Origin of the sequence: Amycolatopsis sp. MtRt-6 (assembly GCF_017308975.1) — a bacterium.
Classification (GTDB): Bacteria; Actinomycetota; Actinomycetes; order Mycobacteriales; family Pseudonocardiaceae; genus Amycolatopsis.
Genome location: NZ_JADWPD010000002.1, coordinates 177,304 through 199,227, shown reverse-complemented (window position 1 = coordinate 199,227; position 21,924 = coordinate 177,304). Strand labels below are relative to the sequence as shown.

Here is a 21,924-nt window from a genome sequence, read left to right as displayed (position 1 = left end):
CGGGGAGGCCTTCACGGCGTCCAGGCGAGAGCCAGGCCGAGGACCACGAGGATCGTGCCCACGACCCGGTTGAGCGCCGGTTTCGCGCGGGCGTACCAGCGCTGGGTGGCGGGGGAGGAGAAGAGCAGCGCGACGCTCAGGTGCCAGCCGGCCGAGGCCGCGACGATCAGCGCGACGGCGGCGGCCTTGACGGTGGCGGGTTCGGTGGGCGGCAGCGTCGCGGTGAGGACACTGCCGAAGAACGCGGCGGCCTTGGGGTTGGTCAGGTTGCTGACCACGCCCCGGCGGAAGGCGCTGCCGTGGCCCTCCGGCGCGGGCGGGTCCGTGGCGCGGGCACGGAGCCACAGCCGCACCCCGAGCCAGGCGAGGTACCCGCCGCAGACCACGCGCAACGCCGTCGCCAGCCACGGGGTGCGGGCCAGCAGGCCGCCCAGCCCGAAGACCGCGACCGCGGCGAGCACGCCGCCCGCCACGACCACCCCGAGCGCGACGGCCACCGCGGCGCGCCGGGTGCCGGCCGCGGCCGTGTGCGCGATCAGCACGAAGTTGGGGCCGGGGGACACCGCGGCCGGCAGGTAGGCCAGCAGCACCGTGGCGAGGGTGGCGGCCGGGCTCACGAATCCCGGACCAGCGCCGCCATCTTCCGGATGGTGATCCCCCGGTCGAGGATGGCCGACGGCGGCAGCCGGACGTCGAGGCGTTCGGCGACCAGCGCCTCGATGCGGGCGCCGTGCAGCGACTCGCCGCCCAGCTCGGCCAGGCCGGTGTCGGGATCGGGGGCAGGCAGGAACAGCACCTCCGCCCAGATGGCGGCGACGGCGTCGAGCACGTCGGCGGCCTCGGGCGCCGGGCCGAGCGAGGCGGCCAGCGCGCGGCGGTTCACCTTGCCGGTGGCCGAGCGCGGGATCTCGGCGACCCGCGCGAACCGGTCCGGACCGTGGGCTCGGGGCGTCCGTGCGCAGTGGCGGCGGAGGTCGTCGTCGCTCGTGGCCTCGGAGGCGACGACGACGGCGATCACGGCCTCGCCGAGCACCGGGTCGGCCGCGCCGGCGACCACCACGTCGGTCACGCCGGGATGCCCGGCCAGGACGTTCTCCAGTTCGGCCGGGGAGACCTTCTCGCCGGCGCGGTTGATCACGTCGTCGAGGCGCCCGGACAGTTCCAGTTCGCCGTCTTCGGTGAGCCGGCCGAGGTCGCCGGTCGCGAGCAGGCCATCCGGGTGGTGCCCGGTCAGCGGGCCGTCCACTGTGGACAGGTAGCCGGGGCAGACGTGCGGTCCGCGCACCATGATCTCGCCCGAATCACCGATGGAGACCTCGCAGCCGACCGGCGGCCCGACCGTGCCCGGCGTCACCGGCACCGACGGGCTCTGCGCGCAGATCTCGCCCGGCGCTTCGGTCAGCGCGTAGGCCTGCAGGACCGGGACGCCGAGTGCGTCCCCGAGCCGTACGCGCAGAGCCTCCGGCAGCGGGGCGGACGCGGACCGGGTGAACCGCAACCGGTGTCCGTCAAGCTGCCCGCCGGCGGCGAACGCGGCCACCCGCGCGTGGATGGCCGGGACCGCGCTGTACCAGGTCGGCGCCAAGGAACGGAACGCGGCGAGCATCCCCTCGTCGCTGTACCCGGGCAGGCAGACGACGCTCGCCCCGGCCGTCAGGCTCGACAGCACCACGCCGACGAGCCCGTGCGTGTGGTGCAGCGGCAGCACGTTCAGCCCGCGGTCGGCGGGGGTGAGTTCGAGCGTCCCGGCGACGAGTGATGCCGCGTGTCGCACCGCCGCACGAGGCAGCGGCACGAGCTTCGCCGCGCCGGTGCTGCCGGAGGTGCGCACGAGCAAGGCGGTTCCCGGCACCGAACACCGCGGCCCGGACACCCGGTCGATCTCCTCGAACGGCCGGATCACCGGAACGTCGGCCTCGGCCGAGTCCGTGATGAGCACGGACGCGCCGAGGTCCGCCGCCGGCTGCCCGGGCGGCAGGGGCGCGCAGACCGCGACCGAAGCCGCCGCGAGCAGCATGGCGACCGCGGACGGCGAGTTGCCCATCGCCACCGCGACGACCTGGTCCGGTGCCACGACCCCGCGCAGCCAGGCGGACAGCGCGTCGACCTGCCCGGCCAGCTCGCGGTAGGTGGTGACCGTGCCGTCCTCCGCGAGCAACGCGGGCCGGTCGTCCCGGGCCGGCTCGATCATCGGCGCGCTCCTTCGCCCCGCCGCTCCCGCAGGGCCTGGATGCCGACGACGTCGTCGGGCAGCGCGTCCGGCATGTCCTCGTCGAAGCGCGAGAGCACGCGGGTGCGCAGCGCCCCCAGGCCGAGCGCGACGATCAGCAGCCCGAGCACGACGTAGCTGAACCCGATGCCCCGGCCCGGGCCGGTCCCGAGCACCGCGCCGACGCTCGCGGCGAGCCCGCCGCCGGGCATGAGCAGCGGCTCGAACAACCCGATCACCAGCGGCGCCACCACGATCAGCCCGAGCGGAATGGTCGACCACGCGATCATCTGGTCCAGCGCGAACACCCGGCCGTGGTACCGCTGGGGCACCTTGACCTGCACGATCGTCGCGTGGATGCCGTTGACCAGCGCCACGCAGAAGAACATCCCGGCGAGCCCGGTCGCGACGACCGCGACACCGGCGTGCAGCCCGGCGAACGCGCCGCAGACGCCCATCGCGACGCCGGCGGTCAGCATCCCGCGCATCCGCCGCCGGCCCGGGCCGCCCCACATCGACATCGCCAGCCCGCCGAGCGCGGCGCCGGTCCCGCCGAGGAACGACACCGTGGCCACGGTGGACAGTGAACCGAAGGAGAGCACCAGCGGGAAGATCAGCAGGATCACCGCGGAGAGGAAGATGTTCAGCAGCCCCATGTAGGCGACCATGCCGCGGATGTAGCGGTTGCCGACCGAGTAGCGCCAGCCGTGGACGATCTCGCGGCCGAGCGATTCGCGGTGCTTGTGCGGCATCGACCGCGGGAACCGGACCGCGGCGACGACGGTGACCGCGATCGCGAAGCTGACCAGGTCGAACACCAGGATCCCGCCGAGGCCGAACAGCGAGATCGCGGCGGCGGCGAGCAGCGGCGCGATGAACTGGCCGACGCCGGTCGAGAGCTGGACGACGCCGTTGGCGTGGCCGAGGAAGTGCTTCGGCACCAGCTGCGGCACCGCGGACTGGTAGGCCAGCCGCTGGAAGACCAGCGCCACCGACAGCAGGCCGAGCCCGATCCAGATCTGCCAGATCCGCAGGTCGCCGGTGAAGTAGATCAGCGCGAACGCGGCCTGGATGACGCCGGACGCGCAGTCGGCGGCCAGCATCACCTTCCGCCGGTCGCAGCGGTCCACGATCGCCCCGGCCACCGGGGCCAGGAACAGCCCGAGCATGCCGAAGATCCACGAAGTCGCGTACGACGTCAGCGATCCGGTGGTGAGGTAGATCCACAGCGGGATCGCGTACTCGGTCAGCTGGGAGCCGGTGATCGACACGAGCTGCCCGGCCGCGACGGTCAGGAACCGGCCCAGGCTCGGCTGCGGTGTCCGTGGCGGCGGTACGTCGTCGGGTGCTTCGGAGACTTCGGTGAACCACCAGCTCGCGTCCTCGCCGCGGGCCTCGTGCGTCAGCTCGTCCGTGGTCCCGGCCGCGAGGGCCGGGTGCACGGAGGTGATGATCTCGGCGAGTTCTTCGGGGCGGAACCGCAGGAAGTAGTGCCCGGCTTCGTCGAGCACGACCAGCGCCGTCTTCCGGGTGACGATCTGCCACTCGCGGTAGCGCTCCTGGTAGTACTCGGTGATCGGGTCGCGTTCGCCGACCACCGAGATGATTGGCGCGCGCAGTTTCGCGGCGCCGGTGTCGAGCAGTGCGGAGAAGTAGTCCTCCGCGTTCGCGCCGTCCTCGCGCATCAGCTTGACGATCAGCTGGATCTCTTCGGGCGGCAGGCCTTCGAGGTCGGCGCCCATGCCGCGGAGCCAGTTCGCCCAGGACCGGTCGCTGCGCAGCCGCTTCAGCTTGGTCAGCTGCCCGAGCTTGCCGAGCGCGCCGCGCACCGGCAGCGCGAACGGGAAGTTCGCGGCCACGTAGATCGCGTCGATCTCCCGTCCGGCCGCCTCCAGCCGCCGCGCGATCTCGGTGGTCAGCGCGCTGCCCAGGCAGTGGCTGTACAGCACGAGCGGCCCGGTGACGCGCTCGAGGATCTCTTCGACGCACTCCTGCGCGATCTCTTCCAGGGGCAGTGATTCCTCGACGATGCCGGGGTCGTGCCCCGGCAGGGCGACTGCGAACAGCGTGCACCCGGGCGGCAGCGCGTCGGCCAGTGGCTGGAAGACGACCGCGCTGGTGCCCGCGTACGGCACGCCGACGTAGGTGACCAGCCGTTCGTGCTGGGGAACCGGCCGGGTCAGCTCGTAGAGCCGTTTGCCCGCGCGGCTTTCCGCGTCCGGTGTCTCGATCATCGCGGCCAGCTCGCGGATCGTCGGCTCGGCGAAGACGTCCATCACCGTGATCCCGGGTGAGCCCTCGGGCAGGCTGCGGCGCAGCCGCGAGACCACCTTGGTGGCCAGCAGGGAGTGCCCGCCGAGGTCGAAGAAGTCGTCGTCGATGCCGACCCGGTCGAGGCCCAGCACCTCCTGCCACAGCCGCGCCATCAGCTTCTCGACGTCCGTGCGCGGCTCGGTGCCGCCCGCGTCCGCAGTGGACTGCGCCGGAGCGGGCAGGGCCTTCCGGTCGAGTTTTCCGTTCGGGGTGAGGGGGAACGCGTCGAGCGAGACGTACGCGCTGGGCACCATGTAGTCGGGCAGGAGGCGCTTGAGCCGGTCCTTCAGCTCCTCCGGCCGTGCCGTGGCGCCCACGAGGTAGGCGACCAGGCGCTGGTCGCCGGGCCGGTCCTCGCGCAGGGCCACGACGGCGTCGCGCACGTCGTCACCGCGCAGGGCGGCCTCGATCTCGCCCGGCTCGACGCGCTGGCCGCGGATCTTGACCTGGGTGTCGATCCGGCCGAGGAACTCGAGGGTGCCGTCGGGCCGGTGGCGCGCCAGGTCGCCGGTCCGGTACAGCCGCGCGCCGGGCTTGAACGGGTCCGGCACGAACCGCTCTTCGGTCAGCTCGGGCCGGTTCAGGTAGCCGCGCGCGACGCCGACGCCGCCGATGTGCAGCTCGCCGGGCGTGCCCGGCGGGACGAGCCGCCGGTCCGCGTCGAGGACGTACAGCCGGACGTTGTCGATGGGCCGCCCGATGGGCACCCGCGTCAGCCCGTCCAGGAGGTGCGGCCGGCAGTGCCAGTGGCTGACGTCGATCGCCGCTTCGGTCGGGCCGTACAGGTTGTGCAGCTCGACGCCGGGGAAGCGGGTGGTGAACCGGCGCGCGAGGTCGGCGGGCAGTTCCTCGCCGCTGCAGATCACCCGGCGCAGGGCCGGTGCGCCGGCCGTTTCCTCGGCGAGGAACACCTCCAGCATCGACGGGACGAAGTGGACGGTCGTGACGCCCGCGGTGAGCAGGCTCTGGAGGTAGGCAGCGTCCTTGTGGCCGCCCGGCTTGGCGAGCGTCAGCCGGGCGCCGGTGGCCAGCGGCCAGAACAGCTCCCACACCGAGACGTCGAAGCTCACCGGCGTCTTCTGCAGCACCACGTCGTCGGCGCCGAGCCCGTAGGTCTTCTGCATCCAGTGCAGCCGGTTGACGATCGCGCGATGCTCCGTGACCACGCCTTTCGGGCGGCCGGTCGAGCCGGAGGTGTAGATGACGTAGGCCGCGTTGTCCGGCCCTGCGACGGGTTCCAGCCGTTCGCCGCGGACCACGTCGTCGAGCTGGATCGGCTTGCGCTCCAGCGGCGGCAGCTCGTCGAGCAGGCGGCGCTGGGTGAGGATCGCGGCGGGGGCGGCGTCGGACAGCATGAACGCGAGCCGCTCGGCCGGGTACTCGGGATCCAGCGGCAGGTAGGCCGCCCCGGCCTTGAGGACGGCGAGGAGCCCGACGACCAGCTCGGGTGAGCGTGGGGCGCAGATCGCGACGACGTCGTCCGCGCCGACGCCCTGATCCCGCAGCAGCCGGGCGATGCCGTTGGCGCGGGCGTCGAGGTCCGCGTAGGACAGTTCGACGCCGTCGAAGGTGACGGCCACCGCGTCCGGAGTCCGGTCCGCCTGTGCCTCGATCATCGCGGTCAGCGTGGTCTCGGGGAAGCCGGCGGCGGTGTCGTTCCAGGTGGTCAGGACGTTCGCCAGCTCGGCCTCGCCGAGCACCGGCAGCTCGCCGAGCGGGGTGTCCGGCGCACCGACGGCGGCGGCCAGGAGCGTGCGCAGGTGCTCGCCGATCCGGGTGACGTCGGCGTGGCCGATCCGGCGGCTGCTGTACTGCAGGATCAGCGCGGGCTCGCCGTCCCCGGCGACGACCTGGAAGTGCAGCGCGTTGCGCGCGGCGAACGCGAACTCCGTCCAGTCCACGGTGGCGTCCAGGCCGGTGAACTCCGGCGCCTTGGCCCGGTCCCGGTAGCTCAGCGACACCGGCGCGAGCGCGGTCGCGGGCCGGACGCCCGAAACCGCCCGGGCGAGGGGCACTTCCCAGTGCCGGTACAGCTCCCGCAGCTCTGTTCGTACTCCTTCGCCGAACGTCCGGAACGGCGTCGCCGCGTCGGCGTCGAGGGCGATCGGCAGCTCGTTGACGAACACGCCGACGGCGTGCCGGTGCCGCGGCGTGCGGGTCGACAGGTCGATCGCCACCGAAGGCCGCGCGTTGCCGTAGCGGAAGAGCAGTGCCTGGATCGCGGCGAGGAGCAGCTCGAACTGCGACAGCCCGAGTTCGCGCGCCGACTCCCGCAGCCCGGCGGGCAGGGTGAACTTGACGAACTCGCCGTCACGGGCGTCCGGCGGTCCGTCGAGCCCGGGCAGCAGGACGTCCTCGGGGAGCGGCCGCGTCGCCCAGAACGCCTTGGCCTGCTCGAGGGCCGCGGCGACGCGTTCGGTCTCGCCCTCGACGTGCTCCCGGTAGTCCGGCGGGGCGGGCGGGAGCTCCCGCTCGGTGCCGGCGACGCGGGCGTTGTAGCAGGCCGCGAGGTCGCGCAGCAGGACGTCCTTCGACGCGCCGTCGAACACCAGGTGGTGCACGACGATCAGCAGCTCGTGCCCCTCGACCAGGACGAACCGGGACAGGGGACCGTCGCCGAACGGCCGCGTGATCAGCTCTCGCCGGGTGCCCGCCGCGCGTTCCAGGGCCGGCGGATCCTTCTCGGCGAGCGTGAGGACACCGTCGCTTTCGGACAGTCCACACGCGAGCAGCGGATGCCGCTCGACGACGTCGCCGCACGCCGCGCTCAGTGCGTCCGTGTCGAGGTCGCCGCGCAGGACGACGGAGATCGGGATGTGGTAGGCCGACCCCGCGTCGACCGCGTGCTCGGTGAACCAGATCCCGTTCTGGGCCAGCGATGCCTGCCTCATCGGACCTCCTTGAGCTGGGCCAGGACGAGCTCGGCCAGCCGGTCGATCGCCGGCGGCTCGTAGGTGAGCCGGTTGTGCACGAGCCAGCCGGTGATCCGGCCGTCCGGGTGTTCGGTGAGCGCCAGTTCCGGCACGCTCAGGTCCGGTCCGGGCATCGGCCACGCGAACATCAGCTCGCGTGGCAGCCCGACCGGTCCGGAGTCGAGGCCGGGGAAGTGCACCGGCCCGCCCCAGCGTTCGAAGCGCAGCCAGGCCGGCTGCGGAATCCGGCGGCTGAACTCCTCGTACGGGTAGTACTGGTGCTCGGTCGCGTCGAGCACGACCTGCCGGACGCGGGGGAGCAGCTGTTCGAACGGCGGGTCGCCGGCGACGTCGATGCGCAGCAGCAGCGACTGGACCAGGCAGCCGACCACCGTGTCGAACTCCGGTTTGGTGCGCCCGGGCAGCGGCGACATCACGACGACCTCGTCGCTGCCCGCCCACTCCGCCATCGCCTTGGCCCACACCGTGAGGAGTCCCATGTAGACGGTCGCGCGCTGCTCGGCGACCTTCGCACGCAGCCGCTCGACCAGCTCGGACGGGATCTCGAACGGGACGGAATGTCCTTCGAACGCCGCGATTCCGGCCGAGCGCGGTGCGCCGGGGAGGGCGGCCGGAGCGCCGTCGAGGGCGTGCTGCCAGAACTCCCGCGCTCCGGGCCAGCGGGTCCGCGCCCAGGCCGAGACGTCGGCCGCGCGGCCCGCCGGGGGCAGCCGATGACCTTGGCCCGCGTAGCATTCGCCGAGTTCGCGCAGCAGCACGCCCATCGAGTGCCCGTCGAAGACGAGGTGGTGCACGCCGAGCACCAGGACGAACTCCTCCGGGCCCTCCTCGATCACCAGCGCCCGCACGAGCGGCCCGCGTTCGAGGTCGAACGGCCGCTCCAGCTCGGTACACGCCTGCCGGACCGGATCGGCGGCGAAGACCTCGTCGAAGTCCGGTTCGCAGCGGTCCAGCACCACGGCGCGGCCGCCCGGGAACACCGTGCGCAGGGCGTCGTGCCGGGCGACGACTTCGTCCAGCGCGCGGCGCAGCGCCCGGACGTCCAGCAGGTCGGTGATCCGGATCGCCACCGAGACCGCCGACACCGCACGCGGCTCGGCCGTCTCGCCGAGCCACCGCAGGAAGTACTCCTGCAGCGAGCTGAGCGGGACGCCGTCCGACACGTCGACCTGCACGTCGGCGGTGGGGCGCTGGTCGGCCAGGTGGGCGGCCTGGTCGGCGAGGCCGGGGAAGTCGAACACGAAGGACACCGGGACTTCGACGCCGAACTCCTCGGCCGCGAGCGCGGCGAACCGGGCGGCGGCGAACGAATCCCCGCCCGCGGCGAAGAAGTCCGCGCCCGCCGGGACGTCCCGGCCGAGCGCTCGTGCCCACAGCGCGGCGAGCCGCTTTTCGGCATCGGAGGCCGGGGCGGCGGGCTCGGAGGGCGCGTCGAAGAGGTCCCGGAGTGCCCGCTTGAGCACCTTCCCGGCGTCGTTGCGGGGCAGCGCGTCGAGGATCAGCCAGCGCGCCGGGATCTCGTGCCGCGCCAGCCGTCCGGCGGCGAAAGCCCGCAGGTCGCCGACCGGCTTGCGCAGGACGACGGCCGCGGCGGGCACCGAGCCGAGCACCGGGTGCGGGAGCCCGAGCACGGCGGCCTCGCGGACGTCCGGATGCGCGTACAGCTCGGCTTCGATCCGCAGGGTCGAGATCTTGAACGCGCCGGACTTGATCACGTCGCTCTCGCGGTCGACGAGGTAGAGGTAGCCCTCGTCGTCGAGCCGGCCGAGGTCGCCCATGCGGATCCAGCCGTCGCGGAACACCGCCGACGTCGCGCTCGCGTCGCCGAAGTAGGTTCGCGCGGTGGTCGGGGAGCGCAGCCAGACCTCGCCGGTTTCGCCGGGCGGCAGCGGGTGGCCGTCGGCGTCGGTGATCCGCAGGTCGTCGTCGGCGGGCTGGCCGACCGCCGCGGGCCGGTCCGGGTCGAAGATCATCACCGTCTGGGCCGGCGCGGCCTCCGTCGAGCTGTAGTAGTTGACGATGTCCGCGTTCTGGAACGCCGCGGCGAGTGTCTTGGCGATCTCGGGCGGCAGGGCGGCGGCGGTCGAGCCGAGCAGCAGCACCGAAGACAGGTCGTAGCGGTCGAGGGCGCCGCTCGCGACGAGGTCGATCGCCATGGCCGGGACCAGGAACGCCGTCCCGACCCGGTTTTCTTCGATGAGCGCGCAGAAGTCGCCGGCGTCGAACCGGGGGAGGACGAGTGCGGGGGGCTCGGCGGTGAGAGCGTTGAACAGCATCGTCTGCGCCGCGTTGGTCCCGAGCGGGAAGGCGTGCAGGAACAGGTTCGAGTGGGCGAGCGGCCGCCGCCGCATCCGGGGGTGGTAGCCGTGGATCAGGTTGGCGTGGGTCGCGCTGACGCCCTTCGGCCGGCCCGTCGTCCCCGAGGTGAACAGGATCTGGGCGACATCGCCGGGGCCGACGTCGACGCCGCCCGGCCGGTCGGCGATGACCTCCTCGATCGGCCACCCTTTCCCGGGCGCGAGGCCGGTGCCGTGGATCAGGCCCGCCGCGCCGAAGTCGGCGAGCAGCCTGCTGGTTTCGGGACCGGGCGTGCGTGCGGAAATCGGCATCGCGACGGCTCCGGCCGCCTGCACCCCGACGTAGGCGGCCGCGAAATCGAGCCAGTCGTGCTCGTCGAAGAGCAGCCCGATCCGGTCGCCTCGCCGGACGTCCAGCCCGCCCGCGATCCGCGCCGCCCGGTCGTGCCAGGCGCCGAAGGTCAGCGCGTCCGCGCCGACGCGGATCGCGACGCGATCGGGCTCGCGGGCCGCGCGGTCGCGCAGCAGCCCGGGGAAGGTGTCAGCCATCGCCCGCCTCCAGCAGCCGGGCCGACGCGCTCGGCTCGTACCCGGATTTCCACAGCTCGGCCAGGGTCAGCAGCAGCGGCAGCGACCGGTCCGGCGGCAGGTCCGCCGCGTGCTTCTTGAGGAGGAGCTGGGTGAGCTCGCGCCGGTCGTCGCGGGTGTGGCCGAACGTCATCGAATCGGCGTGCCGCCGGTACCGCTGCCCCTCGACCGGCGCGACATCGCCCTCGAACCCCGCGCGGGCCAGCCGCAGGTACAGGTCCCAGTCCTCGTACGCGGGCAGGCTCTCGTCGTAACCACCGACGGCCTGCAGGGCTTCCTTGCGGAACACGCCGGTCGCGCGGCCGTGCGTGTTGACCACCGTGCTGACGTCGCCGGCGTGCCCGAGTGGCGCCTGGACGTGGTCCAGCAGGCCGGTGTGGCGCAGGTGACCGACCACATAGGACAGTTCGGGGTGCCGCGCGAGCGCGGTAACGGCGGGGCCGAGGAACCCCGGCGGCAGCTCGTCGTCGGCGTCGAGCGGCACGACGTACTCGCCCTGGCTCGCGGCGATCCCGGCGTTGCGGGCGGCGGACAACCCGGCGTTGGGCTGGCGCACCTTGACCACATCGGACAGCGCGTCGAACGCGGCGACGGTCCCGGGCTCGGTCGACCCGTCGTCGACCACCACGATCTCGACGTCGGCGTACCCGGCGGCGCGCACGGAGCCGAGCGCGCTCGCGAGGAACCGGCCCTGGTCGAACAGCGGGATCACGACGCTCACCAGCCCCGGCTCGACCGGCGTGGTGACGGGCTCGACCCGGGGGAAGCGGAGTGCCGGTCTGTCCTCAGTGCACGCCGGCGCGTCGTCGCGGTGTGCTTCAACAGAGAGGGCTTCGGCAAGGGCGGCCGGATCGTCCGGGGCGACGACGATCCCGCCGCCGTGCCGCTCGACGACGTCGGCGGCGGTACTGCCCTTCGGCGCCACGACGGTGCTCCCGCGCGACAGGGCGAAAGCCGCGGTGCTCGGGCATTCGGCGTCGCCGGCCGGGAGGACGCAGCGGGCACCCAGCGGCTCGTCCGCTTCGCGAAGCGGGCCGCCGAAGGTGACCGCGCGGGAGAGGCGTTCCGGCAGGCGGCGGCGCAGGTGGTCGCGATAGGACCGGCCGAGCGGATCGGTCGGGGTGTCCTCGCCGCGCAGCTCGAACCGGGCTCCCGGGTGGACGTCGAGCACGAGCGCGGCCGCTTCGAGGAACGTCTCGATCCCGGCGTCCGGCCGGTACGCGCCGAGCCGCCACACCGCTGGCCGGGTCCGGCTCGCGGTGGGAATCACGGACGTCGTGACCGCGGTGGTGACGTCGGCGTGCTCGGCGCAGTAGCGCTCGGCGAACCCGGTGAACTGGTGCTCGGCGGTCAGCGGCCGGTGCGCGGCGGGACCGCCGGCGGCGGTCGACCACGGGCAGCGGACGACGTTGAGCGTGGTGCCGCCGAACTCGCCGAGCAGGCGTTTCGCCCGGATCGTGCTCAGGCCTTCGGCCCCGGCGTCCAGGAACTCGACGACGTCAAGGTCGCCGAGGGTGCGGAGGGTGTCGAGGACGCGGTCGGCATAGCGGTGCGCCTCGGTGAAGTAGCGGTGGTCCGGCCGCGCGGGCGCGGTTGGGACCCACTCGACGCGATCGTCCTTCCGCGACGGTGGCAGCTCCTCGGCGACCAGGAAGACGCGATGGCCGGCCTCGGCCGCTTCGCGGGCTCGCGCGAAGACCCGTGCGCCGTCGCCGAGCACCCGGTCGGCGGCGAGGTCACGACAGGAAAGCGCGATCCGCATAGGCGCGGCGCCCCATCACTCCCGACATCTGTCCCCCAGTGTCGCAGCCTGTTCGGTCCTGGTCGATGAGCTTCACATTGAGGCCATCGGCCTGTCAATGTCTGTGGCCTTTTGATCGATCGTGGGTGATTTCGCCCGGTGTGAGCGCGACGAACGACCGCAACACCCGCTCCGCGCCCGGGAAGGCCAACCCGGACGTCACCTCGTTCGGCACGGCGACACAGCGCAGCCCGGCCGCGACCGCGGCGGCGACGCCGGTCGGACTGTCCTCGAAGGCCACGGCGTCGGCGGCGGGCACCCCGAGTGCGTCGAGCGCGGCCAGGTAGACGTCCGGCGCGGGCTTGGGCCGGTGCCCGTCCAAGGCGGACACGACCGCGAAGTGGCCGCTCACCCCGACCCGCTCCAGGTGCTCGCCGACCCAGTCGCGCGTCGCGCCCGAGGCGACGGCGAGCCGCAGCCCGCCGGCCCGCGCGGCCTCGAGGAACTCGCCGACGCCGTCCCGGAGCGGCAGGCGGGAGGCTGCGGTCAGGTGCTTCTCCCGCCACCGCGCGACGACGGCCTCGCGGTCGACCGCCCCGATCGCGGCTTCCAGGTGGGTCAGCACGGCTGCGACGCTCGACTGCCCGCCGATCACCGCCTGCCAGGCCGGCAGCGGCAGGTCGGCGCCGTACTCGGCCAGCACCTGCCGCCACGCGCGGAAGGCCGAGGCCTCGGTGTCCACCAGCAGCCCGTCGAAGTCGAAGATCAGCGCGCGCACGACTCGTGAGTGTGGCAGCCGGTCGCTTCGCGCGGAACCGGGATCCGGGCTCAGGCCGCCCGGCCGCCCCCGCCGACGACCTGGTCGCGCATCGTCCGCAGCGTCTCGTGGTCCACTGTGGACGGATCGGCGGCGAGCCATTCGCCGATCTCGTGGAGGAACTCCTCCGGGGTCATCGGCGCGACCGGCAGGTCGCCCGGGTCCGCCGTGGTCAGTTCGCCGCTGCGGCTCGGGTACACGATCATCACGCCCCGCAGTGCCACGCCCGGGAGCAGGTCGCGGTAGGCCGCCAGGCTTTCCGCCAGCCGGCTGCCGCCGCCGCGGAACGGGCGGCCGTTGCGCAGCAGCCTGCCGTCCTCGGCCGTCTCGTAGTGGCCCGGCAGCCACAGCTTCGACTCGATGAGCACCAGCCGCTTGCCGCACAGGACCGCGTGGTCGACGTCGGCGAACACCGAGCCCGGCCAGGCGAGCCCGTGGAAGATGCGGGCGCCGGGCAGCCGGGTCAGGTAGCCCTCGAGCAGGTCGGCGGTGAGCCGCTCGGCCAGCTCGTCGCGCTCGGTGCCGGGCGCGCCGAACACCGTGCGGCCGCCGAACTCCTCGGCGTACGCCTCGCGTGCCTTCGCGGCCCGCAGGTACCCGCGCGCCAGCCGCTGGACCAGCAGCGCGGTGCCGGCGGTGAGCAGCAGCCAGACGATGAGCACCGGCGTGCTGAACCCGACGCCGGTGACCAGCGGCAGGAGCACCAGTACCATCCCGGCGACCGCGACGACCACCGGCGTGTGCCCGGGCCCGCGCCGGCGGCCGTGGCGCATCCGGGTGTCCTCGCCGGCGAAGTGCCACCAGTTCAGGTCTTCGGCGTCCAGCTCGGGCAGGTCGGGGACGAACCCGGGCTCGTCGCCGAACCGCCGCCGCGGCCGGGGCCGGACCGGCACGGGGACCACGGCCGCGCCGCCGGCGTCGTACCGCGCGCGGGCCACCGGGTCGCCCAGGACCTCGTAGGCCTCGCGCAGGAGCCGGAACGTGCCGACCGTGCCGCCGCCGTCCGGGTGCATGGTCTTGGCCAGCCTGCGGTAGGCCGTCTTGACGTCGGCCGCCGTGGCGTCCCGGCGGAGGCCGAGCACCTCGTAGTAGTCGACGTCGGGCACGCGGGTGGTCACCTCCGATGGCTGCGCGAAGACTTTATGGGGTCGGGTCGCGGGGGTTGTCACCGCCTCGGCGGCGCGCCAGGGTGATGGTCCTCGGCGCAGGTCAGGGCGGTGTGTGGAGTTTTACCGGTGGCGGCAGGGAATCGGAGGCACCGGCCTGGCTCGGCCGGCGGGCCGGGTGACGACGTCGCGCGCTGCGGTCGTGTCTCGTTTGCCGTGGTCCAGCAGTGTCCACAGAGGACTATATGTCACCCGGAAGTGTTGCGGCGGCGGGGAAAGTCGGCGCTGTGGTGACGTTTCGTAGTTGGAAAACACCTGAATGGCCCTGAACATGTGTTCGAATCCTCGGCTAGGCTTGTGCCATGTCCTCTCTCAGACGTGACGGGCCCACCGCCACCCCACCTCGGCAGCGGGCCCGTCACCCCCGTCAGCGCTCGCGCAGCAGGTATCGCTGCAGCTTGCCGCTGGCATTGCGCGGCAAGGCGTCGAGGAAGCGCACCCGGCGCGGGTACTTGTACGGCGCGGCCGCGGCTTTGGCGTGCTCCTGCAGGGCGCGCACGACGTCCGGGCCCGGGGCGACGCCGGGCCGGAGCACGACGAAGGCGGTCACGACCGCGCCCCGATCCGGGTCGGGCGTGCCCACGACCGCGCACTCCTCGACGTCCGGGTGTGTCAGGAGCACTTCTTCGACCTCGGGAGCCGCGATGTTGTAACCGGAAGAGACGATCATGTCGTCGCTGCGCGCCACGAACCGGAAGTAGCCGTCGGGTTCGCGCACGTAGGTGTCGCCGGTGATGTTCCAGCCGTCGCGGACGTAGTCGGTCTGCCGCGGGTCGTCGAGGTAGCGGCAGCCGGTGGGGCCCTGGACGGCGAGCAGTCCAGGCCTGCCGTCCGGGACCGGGTGGCCGTCGAGGTCGAGGACGGCGGCGCGGAAGCCGGGGACGACCTTGCCGGTCCGGCCGGGGCGGGCGTCGTCGCCGGCCGCGGAGATGAACACGTGCAGCATCTCCGTGCTGCCGATGCCGTCGATCAACGGCGATCCGACGGTGTCGCGGTACTGCTCGGCGACGGCGGCGGGCAGTGCTTCGCCGGCGGAGACGGCGCGGCGGATCCCGGCCAGCAGGGGCCCGTCGCCGGAGCCGAGGATCGCGCGGTAGGCGGTCGGCGCGGTGAACAGCACTGTCACGCCGTGCTCGGCGACGATGGAGGCCAGCTCCTTGGGGGTTGCGCGTTCCACCAGGAGCACCGAGGCGCCGGCGCGCAGCGGGAACACCAGGAGGCCGCCCAGGCCGAAGGTGAAGGCCAGCGGCGGGGTGCCGCAGAAGAGGTCGTCCGGGGTGGGCCGGACGACGTGCCGGGAGAACGTGTCGGCGATGGCGAGCAGGTCGCGGTGGAAGTGCATGGTGGCCTTCGGTGTCCCGGTCGTGCCGGAGGTGAAGGCGAGCAGGGCGACGTCGTCGGCGGCCGTCGGCACGTCGGCGAACGTCACCGGATGCCGGGCGCAGCGTTCGGCCAGCCCGGTGTGATTGGACGCGGCGCCGTAGGACACCACGGGTAGCCCGGGCGGCAGCTCGTCGAGCAGGTGCTCGTCACACAGGGCCACCGTGGGCCGCGCCCGGTCGGTGATCTTGGCGAGCTCGCCGCGGCGCAGCATCGGCATGGTCGTCACGGCGACGGCTCCGGCCTTGAGGACGCCGAGCCAGCACGCCGCGAGCCACGGCGTGTTGGTGCCGCGCAGCAGCACGCGGTTGCCCGGCACCACCCCGAGCTCGGCGGTGAGCACGTGGGCGATCCGGTTGGCGCGCGCCAGGACGTCGCCGTAGCTCCACGTCTCGTGCGGCGAGCGCAGGCAGGGCCGCTCCGGGCCGAGGCGGGCGACGGTGTCGTCGAGCAACGCCGTCGCGGCGTTGAGCCGGTCGGGGTAGCGCAGCTCCGGCAGGTCGAACACGAGCCGCGGCCACTGCTCGCCGGGCGGCAGCCGGTCGCGGCAGAACGAGTCGGTGTGAGCGCTGGGAGTAAGCCTCATCGCGAGCTCCTCTGCCTCGACCGCCCCCTCCCTGGAACGTAGCACTCGTTGCGACCGTCGAGAAGACGCGATGTCGCACCGATGACGGCGACGACAAGGGGGCAATACGCCGCGTGCTCAGCCGATGGCGAGCTTGTCGAGTTCGGCGATGATCGCCGGGTAGGCGTCGGGGCAGATGTCGACGAGGTCCTCGACGACGTAGGCCCAGTCGTGCTCGGCCAGCTGCTTCGCCACCGCCCGCGCCGGGGACAGTCCCCGGGTGTCGGGCATGGGGAAACGGCCGGGAACCGCGGAGGTCGCTGTTGTGCGTGCCCAGTGCCGCATGATCGTTCCCCACGTCGAGACGTGTTGGCCGACGTCGGTCAGGCTTCGGATTCGGCCCGAGCAGAGCTTCAGGACGCGCTGTACCTCCGTGGCCCCCGGCGCGGACGCGTCGTCTGGGTCTTCGCTGATCGCTTGCGCGAGAGGCCGGAGGCGGTCGATCAGGGCAATCGTGCGGTCGCGGTCGCCCCAGTCCGCGACGACCGCGATCAATTCTTCGAGGTACGTCATCGCCTCGAGGGGGGCGAACTGCGCCTCGGCGAGGCGCTGGGCTTCGTCGAGCAGCGCACCGTCGTGCGTCAGCTTCGCCACCAGCAGCACCGCGTGCGCGCGTTCCCGGGGATCGTCCGCGTTCCGCGCGACGGCTCGCGCGCGGTCCGGCAGGCCGGCTGCCAGGAGGGCCCGGATCACGTCCTGCCGCGGCCGCCATTCCAGCCCCGGGTCGGCGATGCGGGACAGCGCCCGCTCGGCACGGTCGAGGTCGCCCGCCGTCACCGCGCCTTCGGTGATGGCGGCCCAGGCGGATGCCCGGGCCGTGGCGTCGGTCAAGAGGGCGGCTTGACGCTCCGCCCGGTCGAAATCTTCGTGGTCGGCCATGGTTCTGACCCACAGCACGGAGATGCGCTGGTCGTACTCGCCGTCCGTCCGGCGGGCCACCTGCTCGGTCAGCTCCAGGAGTTCACCGGCTTCGTCGAGTTCGCCGGCGCGCAGAAGAGCTGCCGCCACGGCGAAGACCGCGGTCACGTCCATGGCCAGAGTGGCGTACTCCCGCGTGATGGTCACCGCGCGATGCGGGTCCCCGGTTTCCGCGATCGCCGGGGCGACCGCGATCAGGGCCGCACGCCGTTGCGCGGGATCTTCCACCCGTAGAGCGGCGTCGAGCGCCTCGGCGCTCAGCCGGGACGCCTGGGCCGGGTCCTTGTGCCGGATCGACGAAGCGGCTGCCGCCAGCCGGACGCACAGCAACGAGGGTGCCGAGGTCGTCCGGGCGATGGCTTCCGCGCGTTGCCGATCCCGTCCGGCCGTGATCCGGATGATCCGCCGGAGCCACCGCTCACGGTGGTCCCGGTCCGCCACCGAATCCAGGATACGCAGGGCACGCTCGTCGTCGTCGGCGAGAGCGGCGTACTCGGCCACCGAACCGGCGAAAACGGTCCTTCCGGACGAACGGCCCGCCTCGAGCGCGGCTTCCGCGTCGTCCAGCCGTGCCGCGGCGCGCGCCGGCTGGCCCAGCTTCGCGGCGGCGGCGGCCACCGCGCCGAATGCTTCGGCGCAGCCGGACGGTTTGTCGCCTTGGCGCAGTTCCGCCGCTTCGGCCAGGAGCGCCTCAGCTCTGGCCGGCGTGTCCGATGCGACGGCGCGGGCCATGAGCGCGAGCGCCTCCGCGCGTTCGTTGGACTGTTGGACGAGCTCGACCACGCGTCGCGCCCGGTCGTGGTCGCCGGCGTCCGCGGCGGCCTCGGCCAGTGAAAGCACCGAACCGGCTCCGAAGAACTGGTTGAGCACGGCCGCGTGTTCCTCCGCCTGATCGAACAAGCGGGCTGCCTGCCGGGATTCGCCCTTGCTGTGACACACCACCGCGGTGGCGACCAGGGCATCGATGCGGTCGTACGGGTGCCTGATGGCCTCGATCATCGCCTCCGCCCGGTCCAGCCGGCCGAGGAAGGCCCAGCCTGACGGCAGCGACGCCGGCACCCTGCTGTTGCCCCGGAGCAGGTGCACGCGGTGGACCGCGAGCCGGGCGAGAGCGACGAGGTCCGGCTGCGCCGAAGCGAGGACGAGGTTCTGCGTCGCGGTGATCTCGCCAAGTGCGGCACCGTCACCGCCGGCCCGGACCAGGGCGAGCCGGTGGCGACGGGGATCCGTGGCGCAGGCGAGCATGCGGGGCAGGTCCTGCTCGGCCAGAAGCATCGAGAAGTAGCCCCGCAGGAGGTACTCGGGCGTGTCCGGCGGCCATCCCCTGGCCGCGTAGCCGTCTGCCCAGTCGTGCAGGCGCTGCCGGTAGCCCGCGAGCCGGGAACCCAGCTTCGCCCGCGCGGTGACCAGGAGCTGCTCGTGCGCCAAGACGTGGACTTCGTCGGTGAGCCCGGGACGCTCCGGGGGACGGCAGGCGAAGCTGCGTCCGGTCGCCGTGTGCAGGCAGTCGTCGATCTCCCAGTCGATGGCGCCGGTCAAGGCGACCAGGTCCGGCGTGGTGAGACCGCCGGCCGCCGCGGTGATCAGGCCGAGAACGTCCTGCTCGCACGGGGAGCCGCGGAGAAGACGGTTCAGATCGCGTTCTTTGGCTTCGCGCACGGCACCGGCCTTCGCGGACGGGGCGAGCGGGCGGATGATCGCCGGCTCGCGCAGGGGGTGGTCGTCGGGGACGTCGCCGGGCAAGGGCCTGCTGCTCCGCCCGGACACGATCACGCGCATCCCCGCCGGTGGACGCGCCGGGAGCAGGGCCGCGATGCTGTGGGCGTCGGGGCTGCCGTCCAGACCGCGGTCCTCGTCCAGCCCGTCCACGACGAGCGCGAACTGCACACCGCGCTCGCGGCAGTCCCCGGCGGCTTCGGCGAGCAGACCCCGCAGCTGCGCCTCGCGGGTCGCGTCGGTCGACGGCGGAAGCGGCGTTCCCCGCAGTGCGCAGAGCTGCTCGAGCAGGTTGTCGACGAACGCCCGGCGATCGCTCTGGTCCGGCTGGCTCCCGGTGATGAAGAACGCGACGAGTTCGACCCCGGGTGGCGGATTCAGCACGAAGGTCGCCAGCAGTGCCGACTTTCCCGACCACGCCTCGGCCCGCCACCAGGCGTACGCACCTTCGGTGGCGGGGTCGGTGCAGAACCGGGCCAGTTCGGCGCGTTCTTCCTCGCGATCCTCCAGGCACGGGGGCGCGAAGGACTCGACACGGCTGAGGTAGTGGCTGCGCACCGGACCGAACCCGCCGACGTGCACGTCACCCCATACCGTCCCGGCCTGGAACACCGGTCCGGTGAACCGGCCCGAAGCGGAGTTCTCCGTCACCGGGCCATCATCCCGGGGCGAACGTGCCCAGCGCCCGGCCCGCGCGGGCCGTCGAGCGGAGTTGTCCGCTAACTGTCACGTTCTTCCCTGCCCGATCAGGTCGGCCCGCTGCCGCCGGTCACGCGTTCGTGAGGGCGTGGGAACCCTTCGCCCCGAGTGGCCGCCCACTACCTTTTCGATCATGGTCGAGACGCCCGAACCCCCGCCTACGCTGGCCGATCCGCGCGCGCTGCTGCTGGGCTACCTCGACCACAACGCCGCCGTCGTCCTGCGCAAGCTCGACGGTCTCTCCGAACGTGATCTGCGCCGGAGTGTGCTGCCTTCGGGCTGGACGCCGCTGGGCATGGTCAAACACCTCGCCTGCACCGAACGCTTCTGGATCCGGTACCTGTTCGCCGGGGAGGACGTCGACTGCTCCTGGCCCCGCACCGCCGAGCAGGAGTGGTTCGTCGCGCCGGCGGAACCCTCGGCGGACATCACCGCCTTCTTCCTGGCGGAGCGCGAACACTGCGCCCGGCTCGCCGCAGTCACCTCGCTGGACGCGCGGGCCGTCCGCACCACTCGCCGCGGCGGTGCCGAAGAGCACCCGACGTTCGCGTGGATCATGTGCCACCTGGTGCAGAGCTTCGCCCGGCACGCCGGGCACCTCGACGTCGGCCGCGAGCTGGTCGACGGCGTGACCGGCAAATAGCGTCGTCAGGCGGGCGGGGCGACCGTGGCGTCCTGGTTCGCGCGGCGCAGCGCGTCGGCGACGAACCCGGTCGCCTTCAGCTCCTCGACCAGGTCGTTCAGGAACGCGATGGTCTCCGGACGGCGGTCCGGGGTGGTGCAGACCGCCTGCCGGATCTCCATGAAACGCCCGGGCAGCACCCGGGTGCCCGGATGGGCGGCGGCGTAGGCGGTCATCGGCTGGCGGATCCCGGCGGCCACCTCCAGGCCCTGCGCCTCGAACGCCGTCACGCCGTCCTCGCCGCGCACGATCGTGGCGTGCTGCACGGTCCGCGTCAGATACAGGTCGTACGCGGAGCCCTCCTTGACGCCGATCCGGACGTCCGGCCGGTCGACGTCGGCCGTCGTGGCGAACGGCGAGCCGTCCGGCACGACGTACACGCCTTCGATGACGACGTACGGCGGGGTGAACGCCACCCGGTCCGCGCGGGCAGGTTCGATCGCCAGGAAGCCGAGGTCGGCCGCGCCCGAGGTCAGTGCCTCGAACGACTTCCGGGCTGCGTCGAAGCAGTGGAACCGCACGGGAACGTCCAGGCGCGCCGCCACTTCGCGCGCGAGGTCGACCGTGACCCCGCCCGGGTCCGCCGGCGTGCCGTGCGCGAGCACGGGATTGCCGAGGTTGACGGCGGCGCGCAGGGTGCCGGTGGGGGCGAGGTCCCCGGCGACGGCGGAAAGATCTCCCATGACCGGCGAGGGTAACGGCGGTCGTCGGCGTCCGCCGCGTGATTGTCGCTCACGCCACGGGCGGCTCGTCCGCGGTGGTCAGCGCGTACACCGTCTCCTGGTGGTAGACCTCGCCGGGCCGGAGCACCGTGCTGGGGAAGCCGGGGCGGTTGGGGGAGTCAGGGAAGTGCTGCGCCTCCAGCGCGAAACCGGCGCCGCGGTGGTACGGGCGGCCGCCGGTGCCGGTCAGGGCCGCGGTGAGGTAGTTGCCCGAGTAGAACTGGAGGCCCGGTTCGGTCGTCCACATCGTCAGCAGCCGGCCGGACGCCGGGTCCCACACGCGGGCGGCGAACGGCGAGCCGGCGTCGAGCACCCAGTTGTGGTCGTAGCCCTGGCCGATCACGAGCTGGGGATCGGGCTCGCCGATGCGGGCGCCGATCGCCGCCGGTCGGCGGAAGTCGAACGGCGTGCCCTCGACCGGGGCCGGGTCGCCGGCCGGGATGAGGTCGTCGCCGGTGGGGCAGAACCGGCTCGCGGCGATCTCCAGCCGGTGCTCGTGGACGTCGCCGGTTCCTTCGCCGGCCAGGTTCCAGTAGGTGTGGTTGGTGAGGTTGACGACGGTCGGCGCGTCGGTGGTCGCCCGGTAGGTGATGCGCAGCCGGTCGCGCGCGTCGAGGCGGTAGGTGACCTCGGTGGCGAGCCGGCCGGGGTAGCCCTGGTCGCCGTCCGGGCTGACCAGGGAGAGCCGCACCGCGACGCCGTCGTCGTCGCGGATTTCGGTCGCCGCCCAGATCCGCGTGTCGAAGCCGGCGGGGCCGCCGTGCAGGCTGTTCTTGCCGTTGTTCAGGGGCACCCGGTACCGGACGCCGTCGAGGGTGAAGGTGCCGCCGGCGATCCGGTTGGCGTACCGCCCGATCACCGCGCCGAGGAAGACGCGGTCCGCGCCGGGCCGGTTGTTGGCGACGTAGGAGCCGAGGCCGGCGAAGCCGAGGACGACGTTGCCGGGCCGCCCGTCGCGGTCCGGCGCTTCGAACGACTGCAGCACGCCGCCGTAGTCGAGCACGCGCACGACGGGCCCGCCGGGCCGCCCCAGCGTGTACCGGTGGACGTCGGTGCCGTCGGTCTGGCCGAACAACTCCCGGGTGAGTTCGAGCGCGGTCATGCGGGGATCCTCCAAC

General features: G+C 73.1%; 12 protein-coding genes. 1 reads left to right on the top strand and 11 read right to left on the bottom strand.

Annotated features, from left to right (window positions below; translation table 11 throughout):
- Positions 1 to 11 precede the first annotated feature (11 nt).
- From I4Q55_RS04515 to I4Q55_RS04475, 9 genes are all read right to left on the bottom strand, one after another.
- Positions 12 to 617 (bottom strand): LysE family transporter, encoded by a 606-nt coding sequence (locus tag I4Q55_RS04515; protein WP_206784729.1) that lies wholly within the window; start codon positions 615 to 617, stop codon positions 12 to 14.
- Complete coding sequence (locus I4Q55_RS04510; protein WP_206784728.1) at positions 614 to 2,191, bottom strand: non-ribosomal peptide synthetase; 1,578 nt, start codon at positions 2,189 to 2,191, stop codon at positions 614 to 616. Before I4Q55_RS04510 ends, I4Q55_RS04515 begins: the two co-directional genes overlap by 4 nt.
- Positions 2,188 to 7,413 carry a non-ribosomal peptide synthetase gene (locus I4Q55_RS04505; protein WP_206784727.1) on the bottom strand — a complete coding sequence of 1,742 codons (5,226 nt, stop codon included), beginning with the start codon at positions 7,411 to 7,413 and terminating at the stop codon, positions 2,188 to 2,190. Before I4Q55_RS04505 ends, I4Q55_RS04510 begins: the two co-directional genes overlap by 4 nt.
- On the bottom strand, positions 7,410 to 10,301 hold the full coding sequence (locus I4Q55_RS04500) for a class I adenylate-forming enzyme family protein (protein WP_206784726.1): 2,892 nt from the start codon (positions 10,299 to 10,301) through the stop codon (positions 7,410 to 7,412). Before I4Q55_RS04500 ends, I4Q55_RS04505 begins: the two co-directional genes overlap by 4 nt.
- The gene (locus tag I4Q55_RS04495; protein WP_206784725.1) at positions 10,294 to 12,102 is read right to left on the bottom strand and encodes a glycosyltransferase; all 1,809 of its coding nucleotides are present in this window, start codon (positions 12,100 to 12,102) and stop codon (positions 10,294 to 10,296) included. Before I4Q55_RS04495 ends, I4Q55_RS04500 begins: the two co-directional genes overlap by 8 nt.
- Before the next feature lie 94 nt (positions 12,103 to 12,196).
- Positions 12,197 to 12,859: an HAD-IA family hydrolase gene (locus I4Q55_RS04490; RefSeq protein ID WP_307793107.1), complete on the bottom strand. Its 663-nt coding sequence runs from the start codon at positions 12,857 to 12,859 to the stop codon at positions 12,197 to 12,199.
- A gap of 50 nt (positions 12,860 to 12,909) precedes the next feature.
- On the bottom strand, positions 12,910 to 14,004 hold the full coding sequence (locus I4Q55_RS04485) for a DnaJ domain-containing protein (RefSeq protein ID WP_206785015.1): 1,095 nt from the start codon (positions 14,002 to 14,004) through the stop codon (positions 12,910 to 12,912).
- Positions 14,005 to 14,431: 427 nt separating this feature from the next.
- Complete coding sequence (locus I4Q55_RS04480; protein ID WP_206784723.1) at positions 14,432 to 16,030, bottom strand: AMP-binding protein; 1,599 nt, start codon at positions 16,028 to 16,030, stop codon at positions 14,432 to 14,434.
- A 117-nt stretch (positions 16,031 to 16,147) separates the two neighbouring features.
- The gene (locus I4Q55_RS04475; RefSeq protein WP_206784722.1) at positions 16,148 to 19,354 is read right to left on the bottom strand and encodes a hypothetical protein; all 3,207 of its coding nucleotides are present in this window, start codon (positions 19,352 to 19,354) and stop codon (positions 16,148 to 16,150) included.
- Between the two features lie 181 nt (positions 19,355 to 19,535).
- On the opposite strand from I4Q55_RS04475, the gene I4Q55_RS04470 reads away from it, so the two are divergent.
- Positions 19,536 to 20,045, top strand: a complete 510-nt coding sequence (locus I4Q55_RS04470; RefSeq protein WP_206784721.1) for a DinB family protein — start codon at positions 19,536 to 19,538, stop codon at positions 20,043 to 20,045.
- Positions 20,046 to 20,050: 5 nt separating this feature from the next.
- On the opposite strand, the gene I4Q55_RS04465 is transcribed toward I4Q55_RS04470, so the two are convergent.
- Positions 20,051 to 20,767, bottom strand: coding sequence for a transporter substrate-binding domain-containing protein (locus tag I4Q55_RS04465; RefSeq protein ID WP_206784720.1), 717 nt, complete (start codon positions 20,765 to 20,767; stop codon positions 20,051 to 20,053).
- A gap of 49 nt (positions 20,768 to 20,816) precedes the next feature.
- Positions 20,817 to 21,908: an aldose epimerase family protein gene (locus I4Q55_RS04460; RefSeq protein ID WP_206784719.1), complete on the bottom strand. Its 1,092-nt coding sequence runs from the start codon at positions 21,906 to 21,908 to the stop codon at positions 20,817 to 20,819.
- Positions 21,909 to 21,924: the final 16 nt, after the last annotated feature.

What these genes read in the sequence shown, in the direction of transcription:
- I4Q55_RS04510 (WP_206784728.1), bottom strand. Translation starts at nt 2,191, where the DNA reads ATGATCGAGCCGGCCCGGGACGACCGGCCCGCGTTGCTCGCGGAGGAC.
- I4Q55_RS04505 (WP_206784727.1), bottom strand. Translation starts at nt 7,413, where the DNA reads ATGAGGCAGGCATCGCTGGCCCAGAACGGGATCTGGTTCACCGAGCAC.
- I4Q55_RS04500 (WP_206784726.1), bottom strand. Translation starts at nt 10,301, where the DNA reads ATGGCTGACACCTTCCCCGGGCTGCTGCGCGACCGCGCGGCCCGCGAG.
- I4Q55_RS04495 (WP_206784725.1), bottom strand. Translation starts at nt 12,102, where the DNA reads ATGCGGATCGCGCTTTCCTGTCGTGACCTCGCCGCCGACCGGGTGCTC.
- I4Q55_RS04480 (WP_206784723.1), bottom strand. Translation starts at nt 16,030, where the DNA reads ATGAGGCTTACTCCCAGCGCTCACACCGACTCGTTCTGCCGCGACCGG.
- I4Q55_RS04470 (WP_206784721.1), top strand. Translation starts at nt 19,536, where the DNA reads ATGGTCGAGACGCCCGAACCCCCGCCTACGCTGGCCGATCCGCGCGCG.
- I4Q55_RS04465 (WP_206784720.1), bottom strand. Translation starts at nt 20,767, where the DNA reads ATGGGAGATCTTTCCGCCGTCGCCGGGGACCTCGCCCCCACCGGCACC.
- I4Q55_RS04460 (WP_206784719.1), bottom strand. Translation starts at nt 21,908, where the DNA reads ATGACCGCGCTCGAACTCACCCGGGAGTTGTTCGGCCAGACCGACGGC.